Here is a 21,341-nt window from a genome sequence, read left to right as displayed (position 1 = left end):
AAACAGTCGTGCACCCCGCACGGCTTTTTCATTTTAAGAAGACAGCAAATGCGTTACCCTGCATGGAAATATCTGCTGATCCTGGTGGTTCTGGTGATCAGCACCCTGTACGCACTGCCTAGCTTGTATCCCGATGAACCGGCGGTCCAGATTTCTGGTGCAAAAGCCGGCACTCAAATTGATCAGAGTGTGATACAAAAAGCAGAGCAAATATTGAAAGAGGCAAACATTCCGTCTCATGACAATACCTTTACCAATAACGCTGCCCTATTGCGTGTAGACTCTACTGATGCACAACTCAAAGCAAAAGATGTGCTACGCCGCGCTCTGGGTGAAGAATACGTTGTGGCCCTGAATTTGGCGCCTACTACACCTGAGTGGCTACAGAAAATTGGCGCAAAACCAATGAAACTGGGCTTGGACTTGCGTGGTGGTGTACACTTCCTGTTAGAAGTGGATATGGATAAAGCCCTCTCACAGCGTATGGAAACATCCGCGACCGACTTGCGCCGTCAGCTTCGTGAAAATAATCTCAAGTTTAATAGCCTGACTCTGAATAATAATCAGATCAATCTCCAGTTTGCACAAAATGACGACCGTGAAGCTGTAATGGACTTTTTACGCCGCAATGGCAATGAGTTCACCCAGCAAGCACTGGCTAGCAGTACTGGTCCTATGTTGCGCCTCACGTATACTGATGCACGCAGACAGGAAATCCAGTCATATGCTGTTAACCAGAACTTAACCACACTGCGCAACCGTATTAACGAACTGGGGGTGGCGGAAGCACTGGTTCAGACCCAAGGCAGTAATCGTATCGTAGTCGACCTGCCAGGTGTACAGGACACAGCAGAAGCAAAACGGGTACTTGGCCGCACAGCTAACCTGGAGTTCCGCTTAGTTTCCGACTTAAATGATCAGTATATTGATCCCTATACCGGGAAATCTAATGGCCAGCCGTTACCTCCTGGTACAGAACTGTTTGCTTATGAATCGCTAGACAGCGGTCGCCAATTACTGTTACAGCGTAACCGTATCTTGACAGGTGAACGGGTCCAAAATGCCTCTTCAGGCTTTAGCCAGGATACAGGTGGTGCTGAAGTTAATATTACTTTAGACAGTGCTGGCGGCAAACTGATGGCAGATGCCACCCGTAATGCTGTGGGTAAACGCATGGCTGTACTGTTTATCGAAAACAAACAGCGTATCAGCTATGTCACTGATCCGGTTACCGGCACACAGACCGAAGTACGTACACCTTATGCAGAATCTGTAGTGATTAACGCTGCAACCATTCAGGCCGTACTAGGGTCGCAGTTCCGTATTACCGGACTCGATTCTCCACAAGAAGCGTCTGAACTGGCACTTATGCTACGTGCAGGTGCACTTGCTGCTCCAATGTACTTTGTTGAAGAGCGTGTAGTTGGCCCGTCACTAGGTCAGGAAAATATCGACAAGGGTGTGCTTTCTACTCAAATCGGTTTCTTGCTGGTCGCTATCTGGATGGTGGTCTTCTTCCGTTTATTTGGTCTGATTGCCAACTTTGCTTTGGTTTTTAACCTGGCAATGACTTTAAGCATCATGTCATGGATTGGTGCCGCACTAACCTTGCCGGGTATTGCAGGTATTGTTATTACAATCGGTATGGCCGTCGATGCGAACGTACTGATCTGTGAGCGAATCAGAGAAGAAATGAAATGGGGGGCCTCGCCCAAACAGGCCATTGTGGCAGGTTATGATCGAGCCTATAACACCATTTTTGACTCAAACCTGACCACCTTCCTCGTCGCCTTTATCCTATTTGCGATCGGTACTGGTCCAATCAAAGGTTTTGCTGTAACACTCATGATTGGTATTGCCTGTTCGATGTTTACTGCAATTACGGTAACGCGTGCGATCGTACAGATCATTTATGGCAAGCGTCGTAACTTGAAGAAGTTGAGCATTTAAGGAGATCGATGATGACTGAGAATACTCAACCAAAGCAAAAACAGTACGGCCGTCCTGATAATGAGCGCGTTATCGACTTTATGAAAATTGCCTTACCGGCAGCTATTATTTCGATAATCCTTACTGTCGGTAGCCTGTTTTTTATCGTTACTAAAGGCCTAAATCTCGGGCTGGACTTTACAGGCGGTATCTCTGCCGAGCTGAACTATAAACAGGCAGCCAATCAGGGAGAAGTTATCCGTGCGTTAAATGATGCCGGTTTTAAAGATGCAGTTGTACAAACCTTGGGAAGCAATAGTGATCTCTTGATACGTATGCCCGCACAAGACATAAATGTTGAAGACCTCAACAGTACCTTGACTAAAGCAGCCCAACTGCCAAATAACCCTGCTGAAGTTAGCAAGATTGATTCGGTAGGGGGTCAGGTTGGTAATGAACTGTATGTACGCTCAGCAGGTGCAGTAGCGCTAGCACTTGTCCTGATGCTGATTTATGTCACCATCCGTTTTGAGTTTAAACTGGCAATCGGGGCAGTATTATCCTTGTTCCACGATATCATCGTGACAATCGGTATTTTTGCCATGATGCAGTGGCCATTTGACCTGACCGTACTGGCAGCACTTCTGGCACTTATCGGATTTTCGCTAAATGACAATATTGTAGTCTCTGACCGTATTCGGGAAAACTTCCGTAAAATTCGTGGTGCCGAGCCACGCGAGATTGTTAATATTGCGCTTACCGAAACCTTGCGCCGTACTGTTCACACCTCGATGACCCTGTTACTCGTGGTTATTGCCATGATGCTCATGGGTGGTGAAGGTCTACACTGGTTCTCTGTAGCCATGTTTGTAGGCGTATTTGTAGGTACTTATTCTTCTATTTATATTGGTACTTCATTTGCACTGTGGCGTGGTCTGAACCGTCAGGACTTTATCGTACAGGTAAAACCAGAGTTCGAGGATGAAATTCCATAATTTCATCCCGGAGCAATATTTCATTAAAGCCTATCTCCGGATAGGCTTTTTAATTCCGATAAATCTGAATACGCGGGAAGATAAATTCACCACAGCCCTGTCCGGTGCGCCAAGCGACGGTGATCAGGCTCTGGGCAACTTCAAAATGCTGGTAAGCAAAATACCCAAGAGATTCATGCTGCATCTGTGAGTTATCATACATGGGATGGACTCTGGTATTTATATCTTTCAGACTTAAACGGATGCCTAAACCACTGGCCTTTAAAATTGCTTCTTTCGCTGTCCAGACTTTAAACCAGTACAGCCTGTCTTTATCCATAGACTTCCAGGTTTGATATTCTTCTTCATGAAATGCATGTTGTGCCAAAGCATCCAGCTTTACTTGACGTTCCAGATCCTCAACATCAATTCCTATGTCCTGCTGCTCAGAACTGGTCACTAATGCATAGATTTTTTTACTATGGGTATGATTGATTGCCAGATTATGTTCTTTTAAGTACGGTTTACCGTGGCATGTACAAGCAAAACTTAAGGCAGTGATGGGCTGTCCCAGTATTTCACTCAGCAGACGATTTCGATAAGCGTAAATAGCCTGCTTACGCTGCTGGATTTGCTGGCGCAGTTCCTGTTGTGGATCAACCTGCTCGAAACGCTTCATAGCACAGATATCAACACGCAGCATATTTTATCCGGTTCACTAAATTAGAAGCAGTATAACGGTTCATGATTAAACAAAAAAACCCAAATTGAAATTTGGGTTTTTAAATTATGTTAAAGCACTATTTAGCTTAACGCTTGAATTTTTTCTCAGCTTTTTTAAATTTCTGGATATAACGACGGCGACGTGCAGCAGTACGCTCATCAAGCTGTGATTTACGTCCTTCGAATGGATTTTCTGAAGTTTTAAAATCGATTTTAACCGGTGTACCTTCAAGCTTATAAACTTTACGGAAAACATTTTCCAGATAACGGCGATAATCTGCAGGAGTCTTGTCGACCTTGTTACCGTGAATCACAATCGTTGGCGGATTTTGTCCACCCATATGAGCATAACGCATTTTAATCCGGCGGCCACCAACCATAGGTGGCTGATGTGCTTCGGTTGCATCATTAAGTATCTGTGTTAATTTAGCTGGTGATACTTTCAGGTGAGATGAATCATAAGCCCGATGGATTGAAGGATAAAGATCACCTACACCAGTACCATGTAATGCTGAAATCAGATGGATACGCGCCCAAGGAATAAAATCAAAACGGCGGTCTACATCCAGTTTACACTGCTTGCGATCATATTCAGACATGTTGTCCCATTTGTTGATCGCAATTACCATGGCCCGGCCAGCTTCAAGTGCATAACCGATCAGGTGTAGATCCTGCTCTACCACGCCCTCACGGGCATCGAGCACCACTACCACTACATGTGCATCTTTCATGGCTTGCAAAGTCTTTACTACCGAGAATTTCTCGATCATTTCATCGACTTTACCTTTACGGCGTACACCAGCAGTATCAATGAGAGTATATTGACGACCATCGCGCTCAAATGGAATATAGACTGAATCACGTGTAGTTCCAGGCTCATCATATGCAACTACGCGCTCTTCACCAAGCAACCGGTTAACCAGAGTAGATTTACCGACATTCGGACGGCCAATAATAGCCAGACGCAGGCCTGTAGCTTTATCATGTTCTTCCGGATTCTCATCTTCAGGTACATCTGCCAGCACTTCTTCCAGCATCTGTGCCACACCGCGACCATGACTTGCTGCAACATGCATGGGCTCACCAAGACCGAGTTTATAAAACTCGACCACAGCTGCTTCTGCATGTACGCCATCTACCTTATTGGCTACCAGAAAGACTTTTTTGCCAAGTGTGCGTAGTTCACGCGCAATCTGTTCATCAGAGGCCAATAGCCCCGCACGCGCATCAACTACAAAAATAATGAGATCGGCTTCATGAATTGCAGTTTTAGACTGCTCTGCCATGTAAGAATCAATTCCCTGTTCGCTTTCGCCAATACCGCCTGTATCGACTACGATAAAGGATTTGTTTTGATACACAGCATCGCCATATTTGCGGTCACGTGTTAGGCCGGCGAAGTCGGCTACAAGGGCATCACGGCTCTTGGTAATCTGGTTGAACAACGTTGATTTTCCGACGTTCGGACGACCAATGAGCGCAATTACGGGTTTCATAGATTAACCTTTATTCAAGATCAGCCAGTTGGTCTGGTCTGAACATCAGAAACTTTGGAAGAAAATAATAGATCACAGATCTAAATAAAAACACGGGGCATTGAAATTTCAATTACCCCGCGTTTCAAAAAATACGGTTGGGTTTATTTTAGCACAAGCAGAGAAGAATTAACGATTCTGCCAGACGCTTAACGCTCCCTTTCTGGTAGAAACGTAGAGCTGCCCATCAATTACCTGTAGTGAACGTACTTCGCCACCGGTTTTAGAGCGACCTACCAGTTGCCCAGAGGCTGGATCAATCAAATGTAATACACCATCCAGATCACCAACCACCAGCTCTTGACCAAGTATCACTGGATTACTTAAACGACGGTTGAGCAGGCTATCATTCTGCCAGAGCTGTTCACCTGTCGTGAGATTAAATGCCGTGACTTTACCATCGTTCTGTGCAACAAAAACCGTGTTGTTAAAAACTTCCGGACGCTGTGTACTGCTGGCATCTTCACTCCAGACTACCTGTTGTGATGCCAGATCAGTTACAGTAACTTGCCCCTGATAACTGGTCGTCACCAAAAACTGGCCAGCCATCACAGGATCACCATCAATATCAATCAGGCGCTGCACATCCGAGCGACCGCTACTGACCGCTACACGGCGCTGCATACGCGGCACACCCGTTAATACATCCAAAGCATAAATATAGGCATTAGATGAAGCAATCAGTACTGTACGCGGATCAGCAGAAACTGGGGCTGCCTGGCCACGCAGACTAAACTGTGCATTTGGCAACCGGTATGCCCAGACCTCTTGCCCAGAGGCCAGGTCATGTGCAAAGACATTCCCATCATTTGCCACAGTAATAACACGACCAGCTTGTATCAGTGAGGGGCTGAGTAAAGCCCCTGATAACTGCGCAGTCCATAATTGCTTGCCTGTTGCCTGTTCCAAGGCAAACAGCTGACCTTTACGGTTACCAACAATAACCACGCCATCAGCTGCCTCAGCTCCGGCACTTAACCCTTGCTTGCTGACACGAGTCTGCCAGAGACGCTGTTTACCACGAAAAGCTGCTACTTCGCCTTTAGGATCTACTGTAAAAATAACGCCGTTATCGACTGCGAGTCGTAACCGGAGTGGATCAGCTTCATCGGTAGAAGAAACATTTTGCGAAAATACAGGCACCAGACTTTTTGCTTGCGCAAGCTTTGGCAGTGGATTCGGTTTGGCCTCTTCTACTTTAATTTTATTACTTGAGCAACCGATCAGCGCAGCTGATAATACTGCCATTGCAAATGATATTTTATATTTTCTATCCATTAAGACTCATCCACTTGTGTTTCCAAAATAGGGCGTTCGATTGCAGGATCATCAACTAAAACGCCTACACTTTCGAGTTTAATTTGTAAAATTTGTCGTTCTTTTTTACGCTCAGCAAGTGCATCCCATGCGCTCTGATAAGCTTTTCTTGCTGAGGCAATATCATTTTTTGCCACATACACGTCGCCACGTGCTTCTTCAGCAGTAGCTTTAAAAGCCGGATCAGTTACATCAGCCAGAGTTTTAAGTGCCGCATCATATTTGTTTTGAGCCAATTGGGCATAAGCCAAGCGCAGTTTCAATACATGAACCAGACCTTCATCCTTGAGTTTAGTCGCTTCCACCCGCTTGAGTGCTTTTTCTGCTGCAGCATAATCACCACGGTCATAAGCCTGCTTAGCCATTACAAACTGGGCCTGAAGTGCATGTACAGAATCAGGCGCTTCTTTCACAATCTTGTCAGCAGATTGTGAAAGTGCATTCAGGGCATTAATATCCTGACTATTTACATTTCTGGCTTCATCCATAAGCTGCTGCACCTTGGCAGTACGCATCTGGTTCTCAGCCAGAGTTTTCTTTTGCCAGTATTCCCAGCCAAAAAAGGCAATTAACGCAATTAAAATACCGCTAATAATGGCAGAGCCATATTTTTTGGTAAATGACTTTAAATTATCTAGCTGGTCTTCATCACTTAATGCGTTCATGTGATTATCCTTTTTTGTTTATATTCTCGGCTTATTCGGAGGCAAGCTGTTCAATCAGGTACGGCGTAAGATTATCTATTTCAACTTCAACCTGCTCTGCATTTTCCAGACGTTTTACTGTCAGCTTCCGGTTTTCCCATTCGCGCTGCCCCAGAATCACGGCAAAAATTGCTCCAGACTGATCGGCCTTTTTCATTTGGCTTTTCATGCTGCCCTGTGATCCGGTTTTTAGGCGGAATGGACTGTTAGCTGCCTCAAACTGGTTACGGAACTGTTCTGCCATGACTAGGACTTTCCCCTGATAAGCAGGTTCTGCCAGCAAGAATATCTCGCAGTCACGCACGGCAGTATTATCTTCAACCTGTTCAAGCAGAAGTAATAAACGTTCCATTCCCATAGCAAAACCCACAGCCGGTACAGACTGGTCTGCTTTACCTTTAAGCTGGCCTACTAAACCGTCATAACGGCCGCCGGCACACACTGTGCCCTGTGAGCCTAAATGAGTGGTGGTCCATTCAAAGACAGTTTTGTTGTAATAGTCGAGACCCCGTACCAACTTTTGATTAATGACAAAACTAATGCCTGCATCAGTCAAATACTGTTGCAACAGGTTAAAGTGCGCCAATGTTTCCTCACCCATAAAGTCATGAAGTTTTGGCGCATTTTCTAAAATAGATTGAGTTTTAGCATCTTTGGAATCCAGAATTCGCAAGGGATTCGTGGTTAAACGGCGCTGTGAATCTTCATCCAGATCTGCTTTATGTGATTCTAGAAATCCGACCAGTGCTGCACGATAAGCTGCACGTTCATCAGCTTCACCCAAGGTATTTAGCTCTAACTGAACTTTGTCTGCCACCCCCATACGTTTCCACAGACGTGCAGTCATCAGAATCAGCTCTGCATCCATATCTGGCGTTGCTACACCAAAAGTTTCGACCCCAAACTGATGAAACTGACGATAGCGGCCTTTTTGCGGTTTTTCATAACGGAACATCGGACCGATATACCACACACGAGGCGTCGCTCCGCGCAGCAGGTTATGCTCAAGCATTGCACGCACACAGCCTGCCGTTCCTTCAGGACGTAATGTCAGAGACTCCGGCGGATTACCTTTGTCCAGAAATGTATACATCTCTTTTTCAACAATATCGGTTGCATCACCGATCGAACGTTTAAACAGATTCGTCTGTTCAACTATCGGCAAACGGATTTGTTGATAGCCATATGCATCCATCAAAGATGACAGATGCTGCTCTAGACGTCTCCAGGCCGGGGTCTGTGCTGGAAGAATGTCATTAAAACCTTTGATTGCGACAATTGAACTCATGATGAACTACGAATGATCTCTTTAGATTTAGCTTCTTCAAGCTCGGAAACACGTTGACGAACCATAGTTTCGATTTCATCAACCAGCTGATTGGTATCAATTAAATGACTTTTTTCACCATTACGGTACACCAGTGAACGTGGACTTGCACCCACTACACCAATATCGGCTTCTTTAGCCTCGCCCGGACCATTGACCTTACAGCCAATTACGGAAACATCCATAGGTGTACGGATATCTTCCAGACGCTCCTCTAAAGCCTGCATAACTTTAATCACGTTGAATTCCTGACGTGAGCAGCTTGGACAGGCAATAAAGTTGATACCATTGGAGCGCAGACTGAGCGATTTTAAAATATCAAAACCGATTTTAATTTCTTCTTCAGGTTCAGCCGCCAGGGAAATACGCATGGTATCTCCGATGCCTTCCATTAACAAACCGCCTAGCGCAATGGCGGATTTGACAGAGCCTGTCCGGTAGACACCTGCCTCAGTCACACCTAGATGCAGCGGATTATCAATCTGCTGTGACAAGAGGCGATAAGCATCCATAGTCAGAAATACATTAGAAGCTTTAACCGAAACTTTAAACTCCTGAAAATTCAGGCGATCAAGAATGTCAATATGGCGCATCGCTGACTCAAGCAATGCCTGCCCGGTCGGTTCACCATATTTTTTCTGAATGTCCTTTTCCAGTGAACCAGCATTTACTCCAATACGCATAGAGATATCATGATGTCTGGCTGCAGCGACTACTTCACGGATTTTGGCTTCAGAACCAATATTTCCAGGATTAATACGCAGGCAATCTGCGCCAAAATCAGCAACAGCCAAGGCAATTTTATAGTCAAAGTGAATGTCAGCCACCAAAGGCACACTTACTTGCTTACGGATTTCACCAAATGCCTTTGCCGCTTCCATACTTGGCACTGAAACCCGCATGATATCCGCTCCAACATCTACACAGCGCTGAATCTGTGCAACTGTTGCAGCCACATCACAGGTTTCGGTATTGGTCATACTCTGGATACTGATGGGAGCATCACCTCCCACATACACTGAACCGACACGGATTTTACGTGTCGGCCGGCGTTTAATCGGATTTTCAATCATTGCATCGCTCTACTGTTGCGAATTAGCGAGACAAACGGAATTCTGCTTTTCCGTTCACCGTATATGGAGACAATGAAATCTGCTCACTATTTAAACTGAGTGATACTGCGGTCGCATCATCAAGACGGATCTGATATGGGCTTTCACCGCTTAGTGTCAGGGTGGAATCCTGACGTCCTGTCGCCAGCACCTTACCTGTCGCATCAACTATATGAACAGAGGTAGGCCGGGTAAAATTCAAGACCAGCTGATCACCAGATGCTGCTGCATTCGGACTGTTATCCAGATCAACAACCTGAACCTCTGACTGGGCTACAGCTGGACGCTCAGTTTCGTCCTTTTTACCTGATGTCCAGTTCTGGATAGCAGCCACCACCAGCCAGACTAGCAGTAGAATCACAGCTGCCACAATAGCCCGTTTTATCCATTTCCGGTTACGGTCACTGTTAGAACCAGGCAGTTTACCCATAATTTTAATCGGGGAGTTATTCAGTGCATGATTTGGCAGCAGGCCGGTATCATTGGCATAAATCTCATCAAACCGCTGGATAATAGCAGTTGCATCCGTACCCAGATATTTAGCATAAGAGCGGTAATAACCTTTAATAAATGCTGCCTCAGGCAGGGTTTTATAATCATCCTGCTCAAGCGCCTTCAAAGTCTTTAAAGGTATTTTAAGGTCAGCCGCCACAGTTTCAAGTTCAAGGTTTTTTGCAATACGGATATGGCGTAAATACTCACCAGGACGTTGAACATTTCCTAACGCATTCGGCGCTACGTTAGAGCTAGAACCAGTAGGTTGCTGTGAATTAGGATTTACTTCCATACGGCCTCAGTACTGTGCTGTAATTGCAAATAACGTTGATATTCTTGGCTGTCCGGGAACAAGGCACGTAACTGGTTCACCAAAACTTGTGTTCCCATTTTATCATCATTGGCACGCGCAATTCGAATTCCGATCCAAAGAGCACGCGCACCCTGATTCTTTTGCCCTACACGACGCACATATTGTTCATAAAGCTGTGTAGCAGCAGGAATCTGTTGCCGCAAATAGAAAATTTCCGCTAACTCTAACATTGAAATGGAAGAATCGCGGTTAGCTTGCAATGCCTGTTTGAATGTTTTTTCAGCATTCGCAACATTGCCGAGCTTAAGATAAATTCGTCCCAGATTTTCAAGCGCCTGGTAACGCTGCTCATAGCCTAAAGTTGCACCAGCAATTTCCAGTTGTTCGATCGCATCTTTATAACGACCGATCTGGTACAAATAGGCGCCATAATTATTACGCGCCTGTGCATTTTTAGGCTCAATTGAAATAGAGCGTCTGAAATAACTCTCAGCCTTGTCCAGATTTAGCTGACTCCCCTCTTGCTGGAGCAGTACTCCCATCATCATGTTCGCAGTGGCGTCTCTGGAATCAACTTCAAGTGCCTGGTCTAGTGCCCGTTTAGCAGCATCCAGATCACCCGATTTAATATATTCCGCTGCCAGCTGGGTTCGAACCTTGACTGCCTTTTCTGGATCCTTACTGAGGGTATCAGGAGTCTGGCAAGCAGTAACAAGCAAGGCCGACAAAGTCACTGTAAGTAATACAAATGTTTTATACACCGGCTTTCTCAACTGCTTTTCTCCTCTCAGGTTTATCTATCCATGAGAGCGCATAATTTCATTGCGCTCTGCTACTTTCTTTTTCCATTGTTCAGCACGACGGGTACGGTCCGCAACCTGTCCCACCAGCTGGCCGCAGGCTGCATCGATATCATCACCACGAGTCTGACGAATCGTACACACAAAACCCGCATCCGACAAAGCTTTTTGAAAAGCAATAATACGGTTGCGGCTAGAGCGGCCATAAGGAGCATGCGGGAACGGATTAAACGGTATGAGGTTAATTTTGCTTGGCAGGTTCTTTAACAGCCTGATCATCTGCTGGGCATGCTCAAGTGAGTCATTTACCCCGTCCAGCATGACATATTCAATCGTAACGTGTTTGCGTGCACTTTCATTGCCATCTTTATTGATGTAACGCTGACAGGCAGCAATCAGCTGCGCCAACGGATACTTTTTATTGATGGGAACCAGCTCATTACGCAGTTCATCATTTGGCGCATGTAAAGAAATTGCCAGGGCTACATCAATATCCTGTGCCAGCTGGTCAATTTTAGGCACTACACCTGAAGTCGACAATGTGACACGGCGCTTGGACATCCCATAAGCAAAATCATCCAGCATAATATGCATGGAGCTTAAAACCGCATCATAGTTTAAAAGCGGTTCGCCCATTCCCATCATGACCACATTGGTCACGGAGCGGGTGCGTTCAGCTACCGGTACATCTTCCATATAAGACTGGTTAGCTACCCATAACTGCCCGATAATTTCATCAGGTGTTAAGTCACGCTGAAAACCCTGTTTACCGGTAGAGCAAAACGAGCAGTCCAAAGCACAACCGACCTGTGAAGAAATACATAGGGTTTTGCGCAAACCGGTCTTATCTTCTGCTGGAATCAGTACGGTTTCTACCAGTGAGCCTGTGCCATCTCCAACACGAAAAACCCATTTACGCGTACCGTCTTTAGAATAATGACGGTGCACCACTTCAGGTGCCTTGATTTCACATAACTGTTCTAGCTTGGCACGCAGCTTTCCAGAGATATTGGTCATCTCGGCAAAGTCGGTCACAAAATATTGATGCATCCATTTCATCACCTGACCGGCACGGAACTTTTTCTCTCCAAGCTTTTCGAAAAAATTTTCCAGCTCAGCACGAGACATGCCCAGCAGATTCACCTTTTTCAGCGCACTATTTGAGGCTTGAGTAGCAGGTGAAGGCTGTTGTTCATCTGTTGACGGAGATGAAACGACCACTTCAGAACTCATGTGTATTACCTAACTCATGTCAGAGATCAATGGGAGTTGCTCAATATTCAAGCAATAAATTCTTTAGAGAATAAAAAAACCAGATAAGTATAATAACACTTATCTGGTTTAAATGCTGTCAATTAACGAGTGCGTGGGCAGATCTCGTTGTCAGCAAAGAAGTAAGCAATTTCACGCTCAGCAGATGCAACTGAGTCTGAACCGTGAGCAGCATTTTCATCAATAGAAGTTGCGAAATCTGCACGGATAGTACCAGGAGCTGCTTCTTTCGGGTTAGTGGCACCTAGAATGTCACGGTGAGCAAGCACTGCATTTTCACCTTCAAGTACAGATACAACTACTGGACCAGAAGTCATGAATGCAACCAGGTCACCAAAGAAACCGCGTTCTTTATGTTCAGCATAGAAGCCTTCAGCTTCAGCTTGAGTCAGGTGTTTCATTTTAGTTGCAACGATTTTTAGGCCAGCTTTTTCAAAACGAGCAAAAATATCACCGATGTGGTTTTTAGCTACTGCATCTGGCTTAACAATAGATAGAGTACGTTCAACTGCCATGATTGGCTCCTTAACTGAAAATTTAAACGTCAAAAAATTTGGCGCATTATACCTGAGGTCATACGCGATAAGCAGCTTTGAATATGTAAAAAGTTTAGGTTTTTTTAGCTATTTTTAGCGGACTTCATCAATCCAGGCCATTTGAATCGCTTCAAGTAGTCCTTCATTTGATTTTTCTGGATTATCACTAAACTCAGGTAATGCACAAACCCAGGCATGCAGGTCAGTAAAGCGCACCCATTGTGGGTCCACTTCAGGGTGTGCTTCAGAGAGCTCAATGGCAATATCAATGGTATCTGTCCAGCGTAAGCCCATAATCCAAGTTTCCATCATTTATTTACTGTTACGCTACTTTATCAATTCCATCTGGGTAGAGATAGTCTGGACATAAAAACTTATAACTTAAAGTATAAGCTCAAACCAAGGAGCGCAGTAGATCAATACTCCTGCAACGCCTGCACCCAGAATAGCGCCAACCAGTACATCACTCGGATAATGCAGTCCTAGAACCATGCGTGAAACAGCTACCAATACCGTAAAAGGCAGCATAAGTATCATGAGTACAGGCTGTACATAGCCCAAACTTACCGTCGCCAATACTGCATGTAGCGTATGTCCTGAAGGAAAGCTGAAGTGATCCAGAGGGCGCTCACCCAGAATGATGACCTGATGTACCTGATAAGGTCTGGGTCGAGTAGTTTTACATTTTAAGAATTTATAGAGACCTGTTCCAAGCAGCCCACCCAATGATAAATAGATAATTTGCAGACTATAAGCCAATCCTTTAAGCATCCAGACAGCTGCCAGCATTACATACCAGAAAGCTCCATCGCCTAGCCGGCTGATTATTTTGAAAAACAGGGCTATACGCTGTGAATGGGAAAAGTGATTAAGATATAGGCAACCTTTTAAATCAAGGTCTAATATTCTAATTTTGGCATTTCTAAATCTCATTATTATTCTCCTCTTTAGAAAAAGGATGCTAGGTGGTCATGACGGACTCCTGCACGACTTGGTAGAGCGCCTGCTCAAGCTGTTGTACCGGCTGCTGCCAGCCTGCATGCTGAACCCGCTTGCGGGCGTTTAGGCCCATTGTTCTTAAAACAGCATTCTCAGGCAGGTTCTCAATTGCCCTGCTTAAACCATTTATATCTTTTAAAGGGCTGAGCCACCCCGTTTGTCCGTGTTCAACATATACATGGGCACAAGCATAATCATAAGCGATTACAGGTAAACCGCTAGCCATTGCCTCTAAAACTACATTTCCAAATGTTTCGACCTGGCTGGCAAAAGTAAATACATCAGCACTAGCGTATGTAGTCGCCAATACTTCTCCACTTAGATTACCAGTAAAGATCACATTCGAATTCTGGACCATTTTTTGTAAGCGTAAACGGTCCGGTCCATCGCCAACAATGACTAATTTAGGTGATGACTCTTTATTGCTATAGAGCCGTGCATGACTTTCAATCAGCACATCCACTTCTTTTTCAGGAGAAAGCCGCCCCACATATAACAGAACTTTCGTATCGGCATTTACTCCCCAGCTTTTGCGCAACTGCTCAGAGCGTTTCTCCGGATTAAATTGTTGTGGATCTACTCCACGCGCGATCACTTTTAAAGGGCAAGAGACCCCCATATCTTTTAGCAACTGCTCGGTATCCTTGCTGGGTATACAGGTCAATTGGGTACTATTATGAAACCAGCATAAATATTTCTGGACAGGTTTCACCAGAAAAGCCAAATCAAAGAAACGGCTAAAATCCTGAAAAGGAGAATGAAAACCGCTTGAAACAGGAATACCAGCTGACTTTGCCGCCTGTAATGCTGTTAATCCTAGCGGCCCTTCTGTCACAATATGCACCACATGAGGCTTGAAATCATCTAGTGCCTGGGAGACCTTTAAATACTGGGGCCAGCCAAAATGCAGTCCCGGATAGCGTGGAATCGCTTGCGAAACCACCAGACATTCCCGGTTGGGAGTAAAATGTGGACATGATTGATGCTGATGTGGCCGGATGAGTAAAATTTTATGGCCTTGCTGTTGCAGACCTTTACAAAGCTGTAGCAAGGATAAAGCTACGCCATTAATTTCGGGTGGCCAAGTTTCGGTGACCAAGGCAATTTTCAGGCGTGGACGGACTATTCCCTGAATCAGCTCAACTTCAGAGGTAGGATTAAGCTGCTGGTTTTTAAAATAGAACCTGAAATTTTCTGGAAAATCCTGCTGCTTGAAGGCTGTAGCGTATGGATTAGACATACGTCACCTGACTGATCTAGTTATTCTCATATATTCACTATAGAAGTCATGCTTGACAGAAATATGATCAGGGCATGACAGTTTTCTGACAGCTCATATAAAAAGCACGCCGAAGCGTGCTTTTTTCACTGATACACCCTAGTGTTTTAAGCTTGACCTTTTAACTTGGCATAGTCTAAAAGCACATTTGCAGCTTCAGAAACAAAGGTTTCTTCCTCGGGTAATGGTGGGCGTTGAGTAGCTTTCATCTTGGCACGTGATTCTGCTAATGCTTCCAGTGAAGCCTGATAGCTTTCCCAATTAGCATAAGGTTTCTGGCCTGCGATCTGGCGACGGGCATTTTCAGCGGCCAAGGTTTTCTGTTCAAGATCCTTTAACTCAGCCTTGCGTTGATCAATGTCCAGCGCAAGCTGTTTTTTCTCTTTGCCGGCCTGGGAAATGGCTTTACGTTGATCCAGATACTTAAATTGTGGATCAAGCTTTACGCGCTGGCTGGATAACTGGGCCAGTTGGGCAACATAAGGCTGAATAGATCCTTCACGCTTGAAAGGTGCAGTTGGAATAGTATCCCACTTTAAGGCATTTTTAGCTTTACGCTCGCCAAATTCCTCATCATAAATATCGACCAGTTTAATATCAGGAATGACACCCTTATTCTGGGTACTGCCACCTGTAACGCGGTAGAATTTACGCTGTGTCAGTGTAGCCTGTCCATATGCCAGAGTATCCAGCTGCACTTGAGCAGTCCCCTTACCGGTGGTAGTACTGCCAATTACAATACCACGCTCATAATCCTGAATAGCTGCTGAATAGATTTCACTTGCTGAAGCAGAAGCCAGATTGACCAGTACCGCCAATGGGCCGGCATAGGTTTGTAATCCACCATCATTATCTTCAAAGACGCTGACATTACCGTTACCATCACGGATTTGCACTACCGGGCCTTCCTTGATGACCTGACCCAGCATACGTGCGACTTCTTCTAGTGAGCCTCCAGGATTATTGCGCAGATCAATAATTATTCCTTCTACATTTTTAGCAGAAAGTGCACGTAATGCATTATTGGTATCCTCTGAAACCGAGCGATACTCCGTACCTGCACGACGTGCGCGGTAGTTCAGGTAGAATGACGGAATTTCAATTACACCAAACACATGTTTTTTACCATCACGGTTGATTTCAACCGTCCGTGAACGGACTCCTGCATCTTCTTCCTGAATGACATCACGAACTAAAGTGACGGTACGGGCCTGTCCCATTGAAGCTCCACTACCTAAAAGCTTTAAGGTTACTTTGGTGCCACGCTTGCCTCGAATCAGTCCAACAATTTCTGCACTTGGCCAACCAATGACGTCAATCATTTTGCCGCCATCTTGTGACACCCCGATAATTCGGTCACCAGATTTCACTTGTCCCGATTTACCAGCCGGACCACCTTCTACAATTGTTTCAATTTTAGTGTAGTCTTCATTACCACGTTCCGGCCGGATTGATACCCCGATGCCTTCAAGCTGTAAAGTGGTCTGACGGTTCAGCTCCATTGCATCAATTGGCGGGAAATAGTTACTGTGCGGATCATAAGTTGCCAGCATAGCATTCAAGGTTTTGTCCAGCACATCGTCACTCTTAATGCGACTGATACGTTCCAGCTGACGGGTATACCGTTTGGTGAGGGTCTGAACCGGGGACAAGTCCTCAAAACTGGAAAGATCCTGGCCGTTTGCCAGCTCCGGGTTATCTTTAATCGCTTTTTGCTTGGCCAGTTCTTCTTCTTTAGTGATAGTCAGGTTAATCAGCTGGGACACCAGCATTTTCCGCCAAAAATCTTGCTGCTCGGCAGTTGTTTTAAAATAAGGTGCCTTCTCTCGGTCCGTTTCAATGAAGACATTCGGCTGTTTCAAATTCTGCTGTTTCTTAAGTTCATTAAGCATGAACTGGTAAAACGCAGCTAGACGCTGACGGTACTGTGCATGAATTGTATAGGGTCCAGACAGATCTCCCGCCTTTAAGGATGCGCCAAAATTTGAACCGTATTTATTTTTATATTGCTCGACTTCCGGCTGTAGAAATAGTGAATGGTCTGGATCAAGGCTGTCCAGATACATCTCCAGAATCCGATTGGATGTCTGGGCATCAAGACGCATATTTAAGTAATGCTGACGGTCTACCAAAGTTGCCAACTGACGTGAAACCAGAGCCTGTTCCTGGGTCGGCTGAAGCGATACAGAAGAAACAGCCGTTTGATTGGTTGCAGCAGTTGCCTGACTAATGGCATGTGAAAAGAACAGTCCCCCAGTTGCCACTGCAACTGCACAAGCGAGCATTTGAAGTTTCATAAATAATTAATACTTCCTTGGATATTCCCAATTACACCACGATGTTTCCGAAATGAACAAAGCGAATTCAATATCTTAAACAGGCCGAAAAGTTGTATCGTGTAGTTTTATCATATTCTGTACCCACAAAATGTAGCAAAACATTGCTGAATTCAGGTATTGTTTTAATTAAAGATCTTAATACGGAACCCCATATGATTGGCGCACTAATGCTCGATATCGCCGGTACAACCCTGACCTTAGAAGATATTGAACTATTAAAGGCTCCGCAAGTCGGCGGCATGATTTTATTTTCACGGAATATTGAGTCTCCTGAACAGGTCCGTACGCTGACTGATCATATGCGCCTGATTCGTCAAGATATTTTAATTGCGGTAGATCAGGAAGGTGGCCGGGTACAGCGCCTTAAAACCGGCTTCACCCTGCTACCTGCCATGGGCCGTTTTGGTGAAGTCTATCAGCAGAATCCAGAAGCTGCTCTGGACCTCGCAGAAAAATGTGGCTGGCTTATGGCAACTGAAGTTCTTGCTGTAGGGATCGATTTTAGTTTTGCGCCCGTGCTCGATATCAATGCCATTAGTGATGTCATTGGTGACCGGGGTTTTGCTTTGACCCAGGCTGATATTATTCCTCTCGCACACGCTTTTATTCAAGGTATGCACCGTGCCGGTATGGCCACTACAGGTAAACATTTCCCAGGCCACGGTAATGTCAAAGCAGACTCTCACGTGGCCGCTGCCATTGATAACCGTAGTTATGATGAAATTTATCAGAATGACATGCAGCCCTTTATTCAATTACAGTCCGAACTGGATGCACTCATGCCGGCTCATGTGATTTATGAACAGGTTGATTCTAAACCAGCCGGTTTTTCCGAGTTTTGGGTACAACATATTTTGCGTAACGAACTTAAATTTGATGGTGTATTATTTTCAGATGACCTGACCATGCAGGCCGCTTGTGTGGCTGGTGGTGCTGATGCGCGTATACAAGCTGCACTGCAAGCTGGCTGTGATATGGGTCTGGTTTGCAATGACCGTACAGCTGCCCGTCTGGCACTGAGCGCCATTCAGGATTTCCCATTACCAGACCAGCAACGCCTGGAACGGATGCGCGGTAAAATCCCAGATATTTTACCTAAATCAGGACTTGAACTGGGTACCGAATGGCAACAAATCAAACAGGAAATTGAAGCATTTAAAGCCAATAGCTGCCATTAAGCGGTTAAAGTCAAAAGAGCATTACACATGCTCTTTTTTCTTATATAAATAGCAACTGATTAAAATAAAAATGAGGATTTATTCATGACACGAGAGCTGTCTAGACACCGGCATATTTCTTTTACTGCTCATTATACTGGTTATATTTGGTATCAGATGGGAATTTCACATCCTGAACTTGCTACGTCCAAGGGTAAAAGTCTGGCGATGCTGGTTAAACCGGTAGAAAGCTGGGCAGAGAAATTTATAGGCGCCAGTATGCGCAGCTCTTTGAAACAGCGTCATGAAATGCTAGATGATGCGCTTAAACAGTTGCTTGAGCAAACACCAAATTTACAGGTTCTGGAAATTGCCTGTGGATTATCACCACGTGGTTGGTGGTTTAGAAAACATTATCCACAAATCGACTATCGTGAACTGGACTTGCCAGCAATGGCACACATCAAACAACAAGCACTACAACAGATTGACCCTAATAGCCCAGAAGTTTTATCTGTTGATTTATTTAGTGAAAACTTTAAACAGGTTTTTGAAATTTTTGATCCTAAACGTCCTTTAGTTGTTATCAGTGAAGGATTAGTCAACTATTTTGACCTGACTCACTTAAAACAGCTGATCAGCAATATTTCTCTTTATGGCAGTAAGTTTAGAACATTACATTATCTGACCGATCTTTATCCCCAGCCCCAAGGCAGACGTCTGGCAAAGGTCATGTGGAGCAGCAGTAAATTATTAAAATGGATGTCACGTAGTGCTTTTACTTTCCATTTTCAAAATCCGGCTGAAGTACAGCAATTTATACAGAACGCAGGTTTTGATGAGGGTGAGGTTATTCAACCTGCAGATTCTCTTTATTCAAAAGGCTCCAAGCCGGCTCAAGAGGCCCGGTCACACGATATTGTCTGGATGGTTCATGCACAAAAAAAACAGCGTATATGACGCTGTTTTTTTAATATTTTAAATCAAGCTAAAGTCATAGCTTCCTGCTGACAGGCAATAAAATGAAGTAAACGTTCTGCCAGTTCAAAACTGCCATGCTTGAACAGTGCACGTATACCCTGCTGTTCTGCTTCAAAAATCAGACACTCTATTTGAAACACTCCCTGATCATCTTCAAGGTGAAGTGCCAGATCACGTGGATATTGCTGTATCAGGTTTAATTGCTGCGGGTCAGGAATTTTTAAATACACACCAAAAAAGCTGATGTCAGAAATATTCACTTGAAATTCTACAGACAGGTAACGGTGTGACAGTTGTGAAAGTTGACCGTACATAGAGATACGTCTTTCTCCACGGCGCTCCATCGTCAGGATTTCTTCACGAGTCATGGGAATAATGCCTTCGAGTCCTTCCAGCGCTTCGGCATTTAGGAAGGCTGAAAAGAGACGCATAGTTTCTTTACGCCGCTGTAACTGTGGAACATGGTCAGCATTGGCAATCAGGGCAAACTCCATATCCGGACATTGCAAGGCAAAATATGCGTTTTCATGAGGTAGTGTAAAACTGTCATATTGTCCAGCTGCAACGAGTGTTTTACAGGCAGGAGCAGGAACATGCTGTAATCTGAGTAATCGACTGCAATTAATCGCATAACGCTCACGTTCAGTAGACTGAAACTCAGCCATTTGCCGAAAAAATAATCGTTTGGCAGTAGGTGACATACGGGTCTTATCTAACTTGGCATGATTAACCAGATACAGAATCACTGCCTGACCGAACTCTTCCATCCGGTCTTCCTGCATAAGTTTGAGTGATTCTTCTAAAATCATGCGCCAGCTTTTCCGGGTTTTTTGCATTACGCCCATCAGAATCATACGCTCTACCAGTTCAGGTCGCTGCTCAGCAAAATAAGCCGCTACTACAGACCCAAGGGACATGCCCATAACTGATACTTTTTCCAGTCCTTCAATGTCGAGCCATCGACCAAGCATAGCCGCCAGGTCTGGCAATTCCAGACTTCCGGCAGACACACCGCTGTCATGATTCATAATTTGCTGGTTAGCCCCCATAGAAGGCAAGTCAATCAGAATAATCGGACCACTGGCAAAAAGCTGTTCAACACAATACTTGTAGGAATTGAAATTCTGAAATGCTCCACCCACAATAACGATAGGAGTTTTATGCACTGTCGCAGGTTGGGCGATAGCCATATACTCAACTTTCCAGCCGTCAATCCAGGTCATGCGTGGAGGTTGTTTAAAAATGTCCTTATGGTAAAAATCAAAAAAATGACGGTGTTGCTTCCCTTCGGCATCCATGTCCAGTTGGATAATGGAATTCATACTCCCTCCTCAACGCTTGCTTTATTTTTTATTGTGCAAGTCGGTTTTTAAAACCAAGGTATTCCTCTACCTTTTATAGATGTTTTGTTTTCTATAATTTTTTATTCATTTTATAGAATGCATTTCATAGTATACAAATGCTTTATTTTTGGGCAACTGCTTTCGTTACCGTTCATCTAGTTTTAGCGCTGAAAGTATTTCCAAAACTTTTTTATACTGCACTACAT

Annotated in this window: 19 protein-coding genes; 4 read left to right on the top strand and 15 right to left on the bottom strand. The window is 44.7% G+C overall.

The window, feature by feature from the left end:
* Positions 1 to 48: 48 nt before the first annotated feature.
* Entirely contained in the window at positions 49 to 1,950 is a 1,902-nt protein-coding gene (gene secD / locus ACRAD_RS02310; RefSeq protein WP_005016490.1) for a protein translocase subunit SecD, read from the top strand.
* A gap of 8 nt (positions 1,951 to 1,958) precedes the next feature.
* On the top strand, positions 1,959 to 2,924 hold the full coding sequence (gene secF, locus ACRAD_RS02305) for a protein translocase subunit SecF (RefSeq protein ID WP_005404573.1): 966 nt from the start codon (positions 1,959 to 1,961) through the stop codon (positions 2,922 to 2,924).
* Between the two features lie 49 nt (positions 2,925 to 2,973).
* Here secF and ACRAD_RS02300 read toward each other — a convergent pair whose 3' ends face one another.
* The 14 genes from ACRAD_RS02300 to ACRAD_RS02235 all read right to left on the bottom strand — a co-directional run bounded on the left by ACRAD_RS02300 (position 2,974) and on the right by ACRAD_RS02235 (position 17,612).
* Positions 2,974 to 3,606, bottom strand: coding sequence for a 4'-phosphopantetheinyl transferase family protein (locus ACRAD_RS02300; protein ID WP_005023395.1), 633 nt, complete (start codon positions 3,604 to 3,606; stop codon positions 2,974 to 2,976).
* A 106-nt stretch (positions 3,607 to 3,712) separates the two neighbouring features.
* Complete coding sequence (der, locus tag ACRAD_RS02295) at positions 3,713 to 5,122, bottom strand: ribosome biogenesis GTPase Der (RefSeq protein ID WP_005016493.1); 1,410 nt, start codon at positions 5,120 to 5,122, stop codon at positions 3,713 to 3,715.
* Between the two features lie 168 nt (positions 5,123 to 5,290).
* Positions 5,291 to 6,439, bottom strand: a complete 1,149-nt coding sequence (bamB, locus tag ACRAD_RS02290) for an outer membrane protein assembly factor BamB (RefSeq protein ID WP_005023394.1) — start codon at positions 6,437 to 6,439, stop codon at positions 5,291 to 5,293.
* A complete protein-coding gene (locus ACRAD_RS02285) occupies positions 6,439 to 7,143 on the bottom strand; it encodes a YfgM family protein (protein WP_005023393.1) in 705 nt (234 codons plus the stop codon). Before ACRAD_RS02285 ends, bamB begins: the two co-directional genes overlap by 1 nt.
* A gap of 31 nt (positions 7,144 to 7,174) precedes the next feature.
* Complete coding sequence (gene hisS, locus ACRAD_RS02280; RefSeq protein ID WP_005023391.1) at positions 7,175 to 8,470, bottom strand: histidine--tRNA ligase; 1,296 nt, start codon at positions 8,468 to 8,470, stop codon at positions 7,175 to 7,177.
* Positions 8,467 to 9,582, bottom strand: coding sequence for a flavodoxin-dependent (E)-4-hydroxy-3-methylbut-2-enyl-diphosphate synthase (gene ispG / locus ACRAD_RS02275; protein ID WP_005016500.1), 1,116 nt, complete (start codon positions 9,580 to 9,582; stop codon positions 8,467 to 8,469). The genes hisS and ispG overlap by 4 nt, the downstream gene beginning before the upstream one ends.
* 22 nt (positions 9,583 to 9,604) lie before the next feature.
* Positions 9,605 to 10,408 carry a helix-turn-helix domain-containing protein gene (locus ACRAD_RS02270; protein WP_005023389.1) on the bottom strand — a complete coding sequence of 268 codons (804 nt, stop codon included), beginning with the start codon at positions 10,406 to 10,408 and terminating at the stop codon, positions 9,605 to 9,607.
* Positions 10,399 to 11,202, bottom strand: coding sequence for a type IV pilus biogenesis/stability protein PilW (gene pilW, locus ACRAD_RS02265; RefSeq protein WP_005016505.1), 804 nt, complete (start codon positions 11,200 to 11,202; stop codon positions 10,399 to 10,401). The genes ACRAD_RS02270 and pilW overlap by 10 nt, the downstream gene beginning before the upstream one ends.
* A 24-nt stretch (positions 11,203 to 11,226) precedes the next feature.
* Entirely contained in the window at positions 11,227 to 12,462 is a 1,236-nt protein-coding gene (gene rlmN, locus ACRAD_RS02260; protein WP_005023387.1) for a 23S rRNA (adenine(2503)-C(2))-methyltransferase RlmN, read from the bottom strand.
* Between the two features lie 122 nt (positions 12,463 to 12,584).
* Positions 12,585 to 13,016: a nucleoside-diphosphate kinase gene (gene ndk, locus ACRAD_RS02255; protein ID WP_005016515.1), complete on the bottom strand. Its 432-nt coding sequence runs from the start codon at positions 13,014 to 13,016 to the stop codon at positions 12,585 to 12,587.
* 114 nt (positions 13,017 to 13,130) lie between these two features.
* Positions 13,131 to 13,331: a Fe-S cluster assembly protein IscX gene (gene iscX, locus ACRAD_RS02250; protein ID WP_005023385.1), complete on the bottom strand. Its 201-nt coding sequence runs from the start codon at positions 13,329 to 13,331 to the stop codon at positions 13,131 to 13,133.
* 87 nt (positions 13,332 to 13,418) lie between these two features.
* Positions 13,419 to 13,970, bottom strand: coding sequence for a phosphatase PAP2 family protein (locus ACRAD_RS02245; RefSeq protein WP_005023384.1), 552 nt, complete (start codon positions 13,968 to 13,970; stop codon positions 13,419 to 13,421).
* A 28-nt stretch (positions 13,971 to 13,998) separates the two neighbouring features.
* Positions 13,999 to 15,276 (bottom strand): glycosyltransferase family 4 protein, encoded by a 1,278-nt coding sequence (locus ACRAD_RS02240; protein ID WP_005023382.1) that lies wholly within the window; start codon positions 15,274 to 15,276, stop codon positions 13,999 to 14,001.
* Positions 15,277 to 15,422: 146 nt separating this feature from the next.
* A complete protein-coding gene (locus ACRAD_RS02235; protein WP_005023380.1) occupies positions 15,423 to 17,612 on the bottom strand; it encodes a carboxy terminal-processing peptidase in 2,190 nt (729 codons plus the stop codon).
* Between the two features lie 194 nt (positions 17,613 to 17,806).
* Here ACRAD_RS02235 and nagZ point away from each other — a divergent pair, with 194 nt between their 5' ends.
* Together nagZ and ACRAD_RS02225 are read left to right on the top strand one after the other, a co-directional pair.
* Positions 17,807 to 18,832 carry a beta-N-acetylhexosaminidase gene (nagZ, locus tag ACRAD_RS02230; protein ID WP_005023378.1) on the top strand — a complete coding sequence of 342 codons (1,026 nt, stop codon included), beginning with the start codon at positions 17,807 to 17,809 and terminating at the stop codon, positions 18,830 to 18,832.
* 84 nt (positions 18,833 to 18,916) lie between these two features.
* Complete coding sequence (locus tag ACRAD_RS02225) at positions 18,917 to 19,771, top strand: class I SAM-dependent methyltransferase (RefSeq protein ID WP_005023376.1); 855 nt, start codon at positions 18,917 to 18,919, stop codon at positions 19,769 to 19,771.
* Positions 19,772 to 19,794: 23 nt separating this feature from the next.
* On the opposite strand, the gene ACRAD_RS02220 is transcribed toward ACRAD_RS02225, so the two are convergent.
* Positions 19,795 to 21,114: an alpha/beta fold hydrolase gene (locus ACRAD_RS02220; RefSeq protein ID WP_005023373.1), complete on the bottom strand. Its 1,320-nt coding sequence runs from the start codon at positions 21,112 to 21,114 to the stop codon at positions 19,795 to 19,797.
* Between the last annotated feature and the right edge of the window lie 227 nt (positions 21,115 to 21,341).

The organism is Acinetobacter radioresistens DSM 6976 = NBRC 102413 = CIP 103788 (genome assembly GCF_006757745.1).
In the GTDB taxonomy this organism is placed as follows: Bacteria; Pseudomonadota; Gammaproteobacteria; order Pseudomonadales; family Moraxellaceae; genus Acinetobacter; species Acinetobacter radioresistens.
The sequence above is the reverse complement of the archived record's forward strand: the minus strand, read 5'-3'. Positions and strand labels throughout refer to the sequence as shown.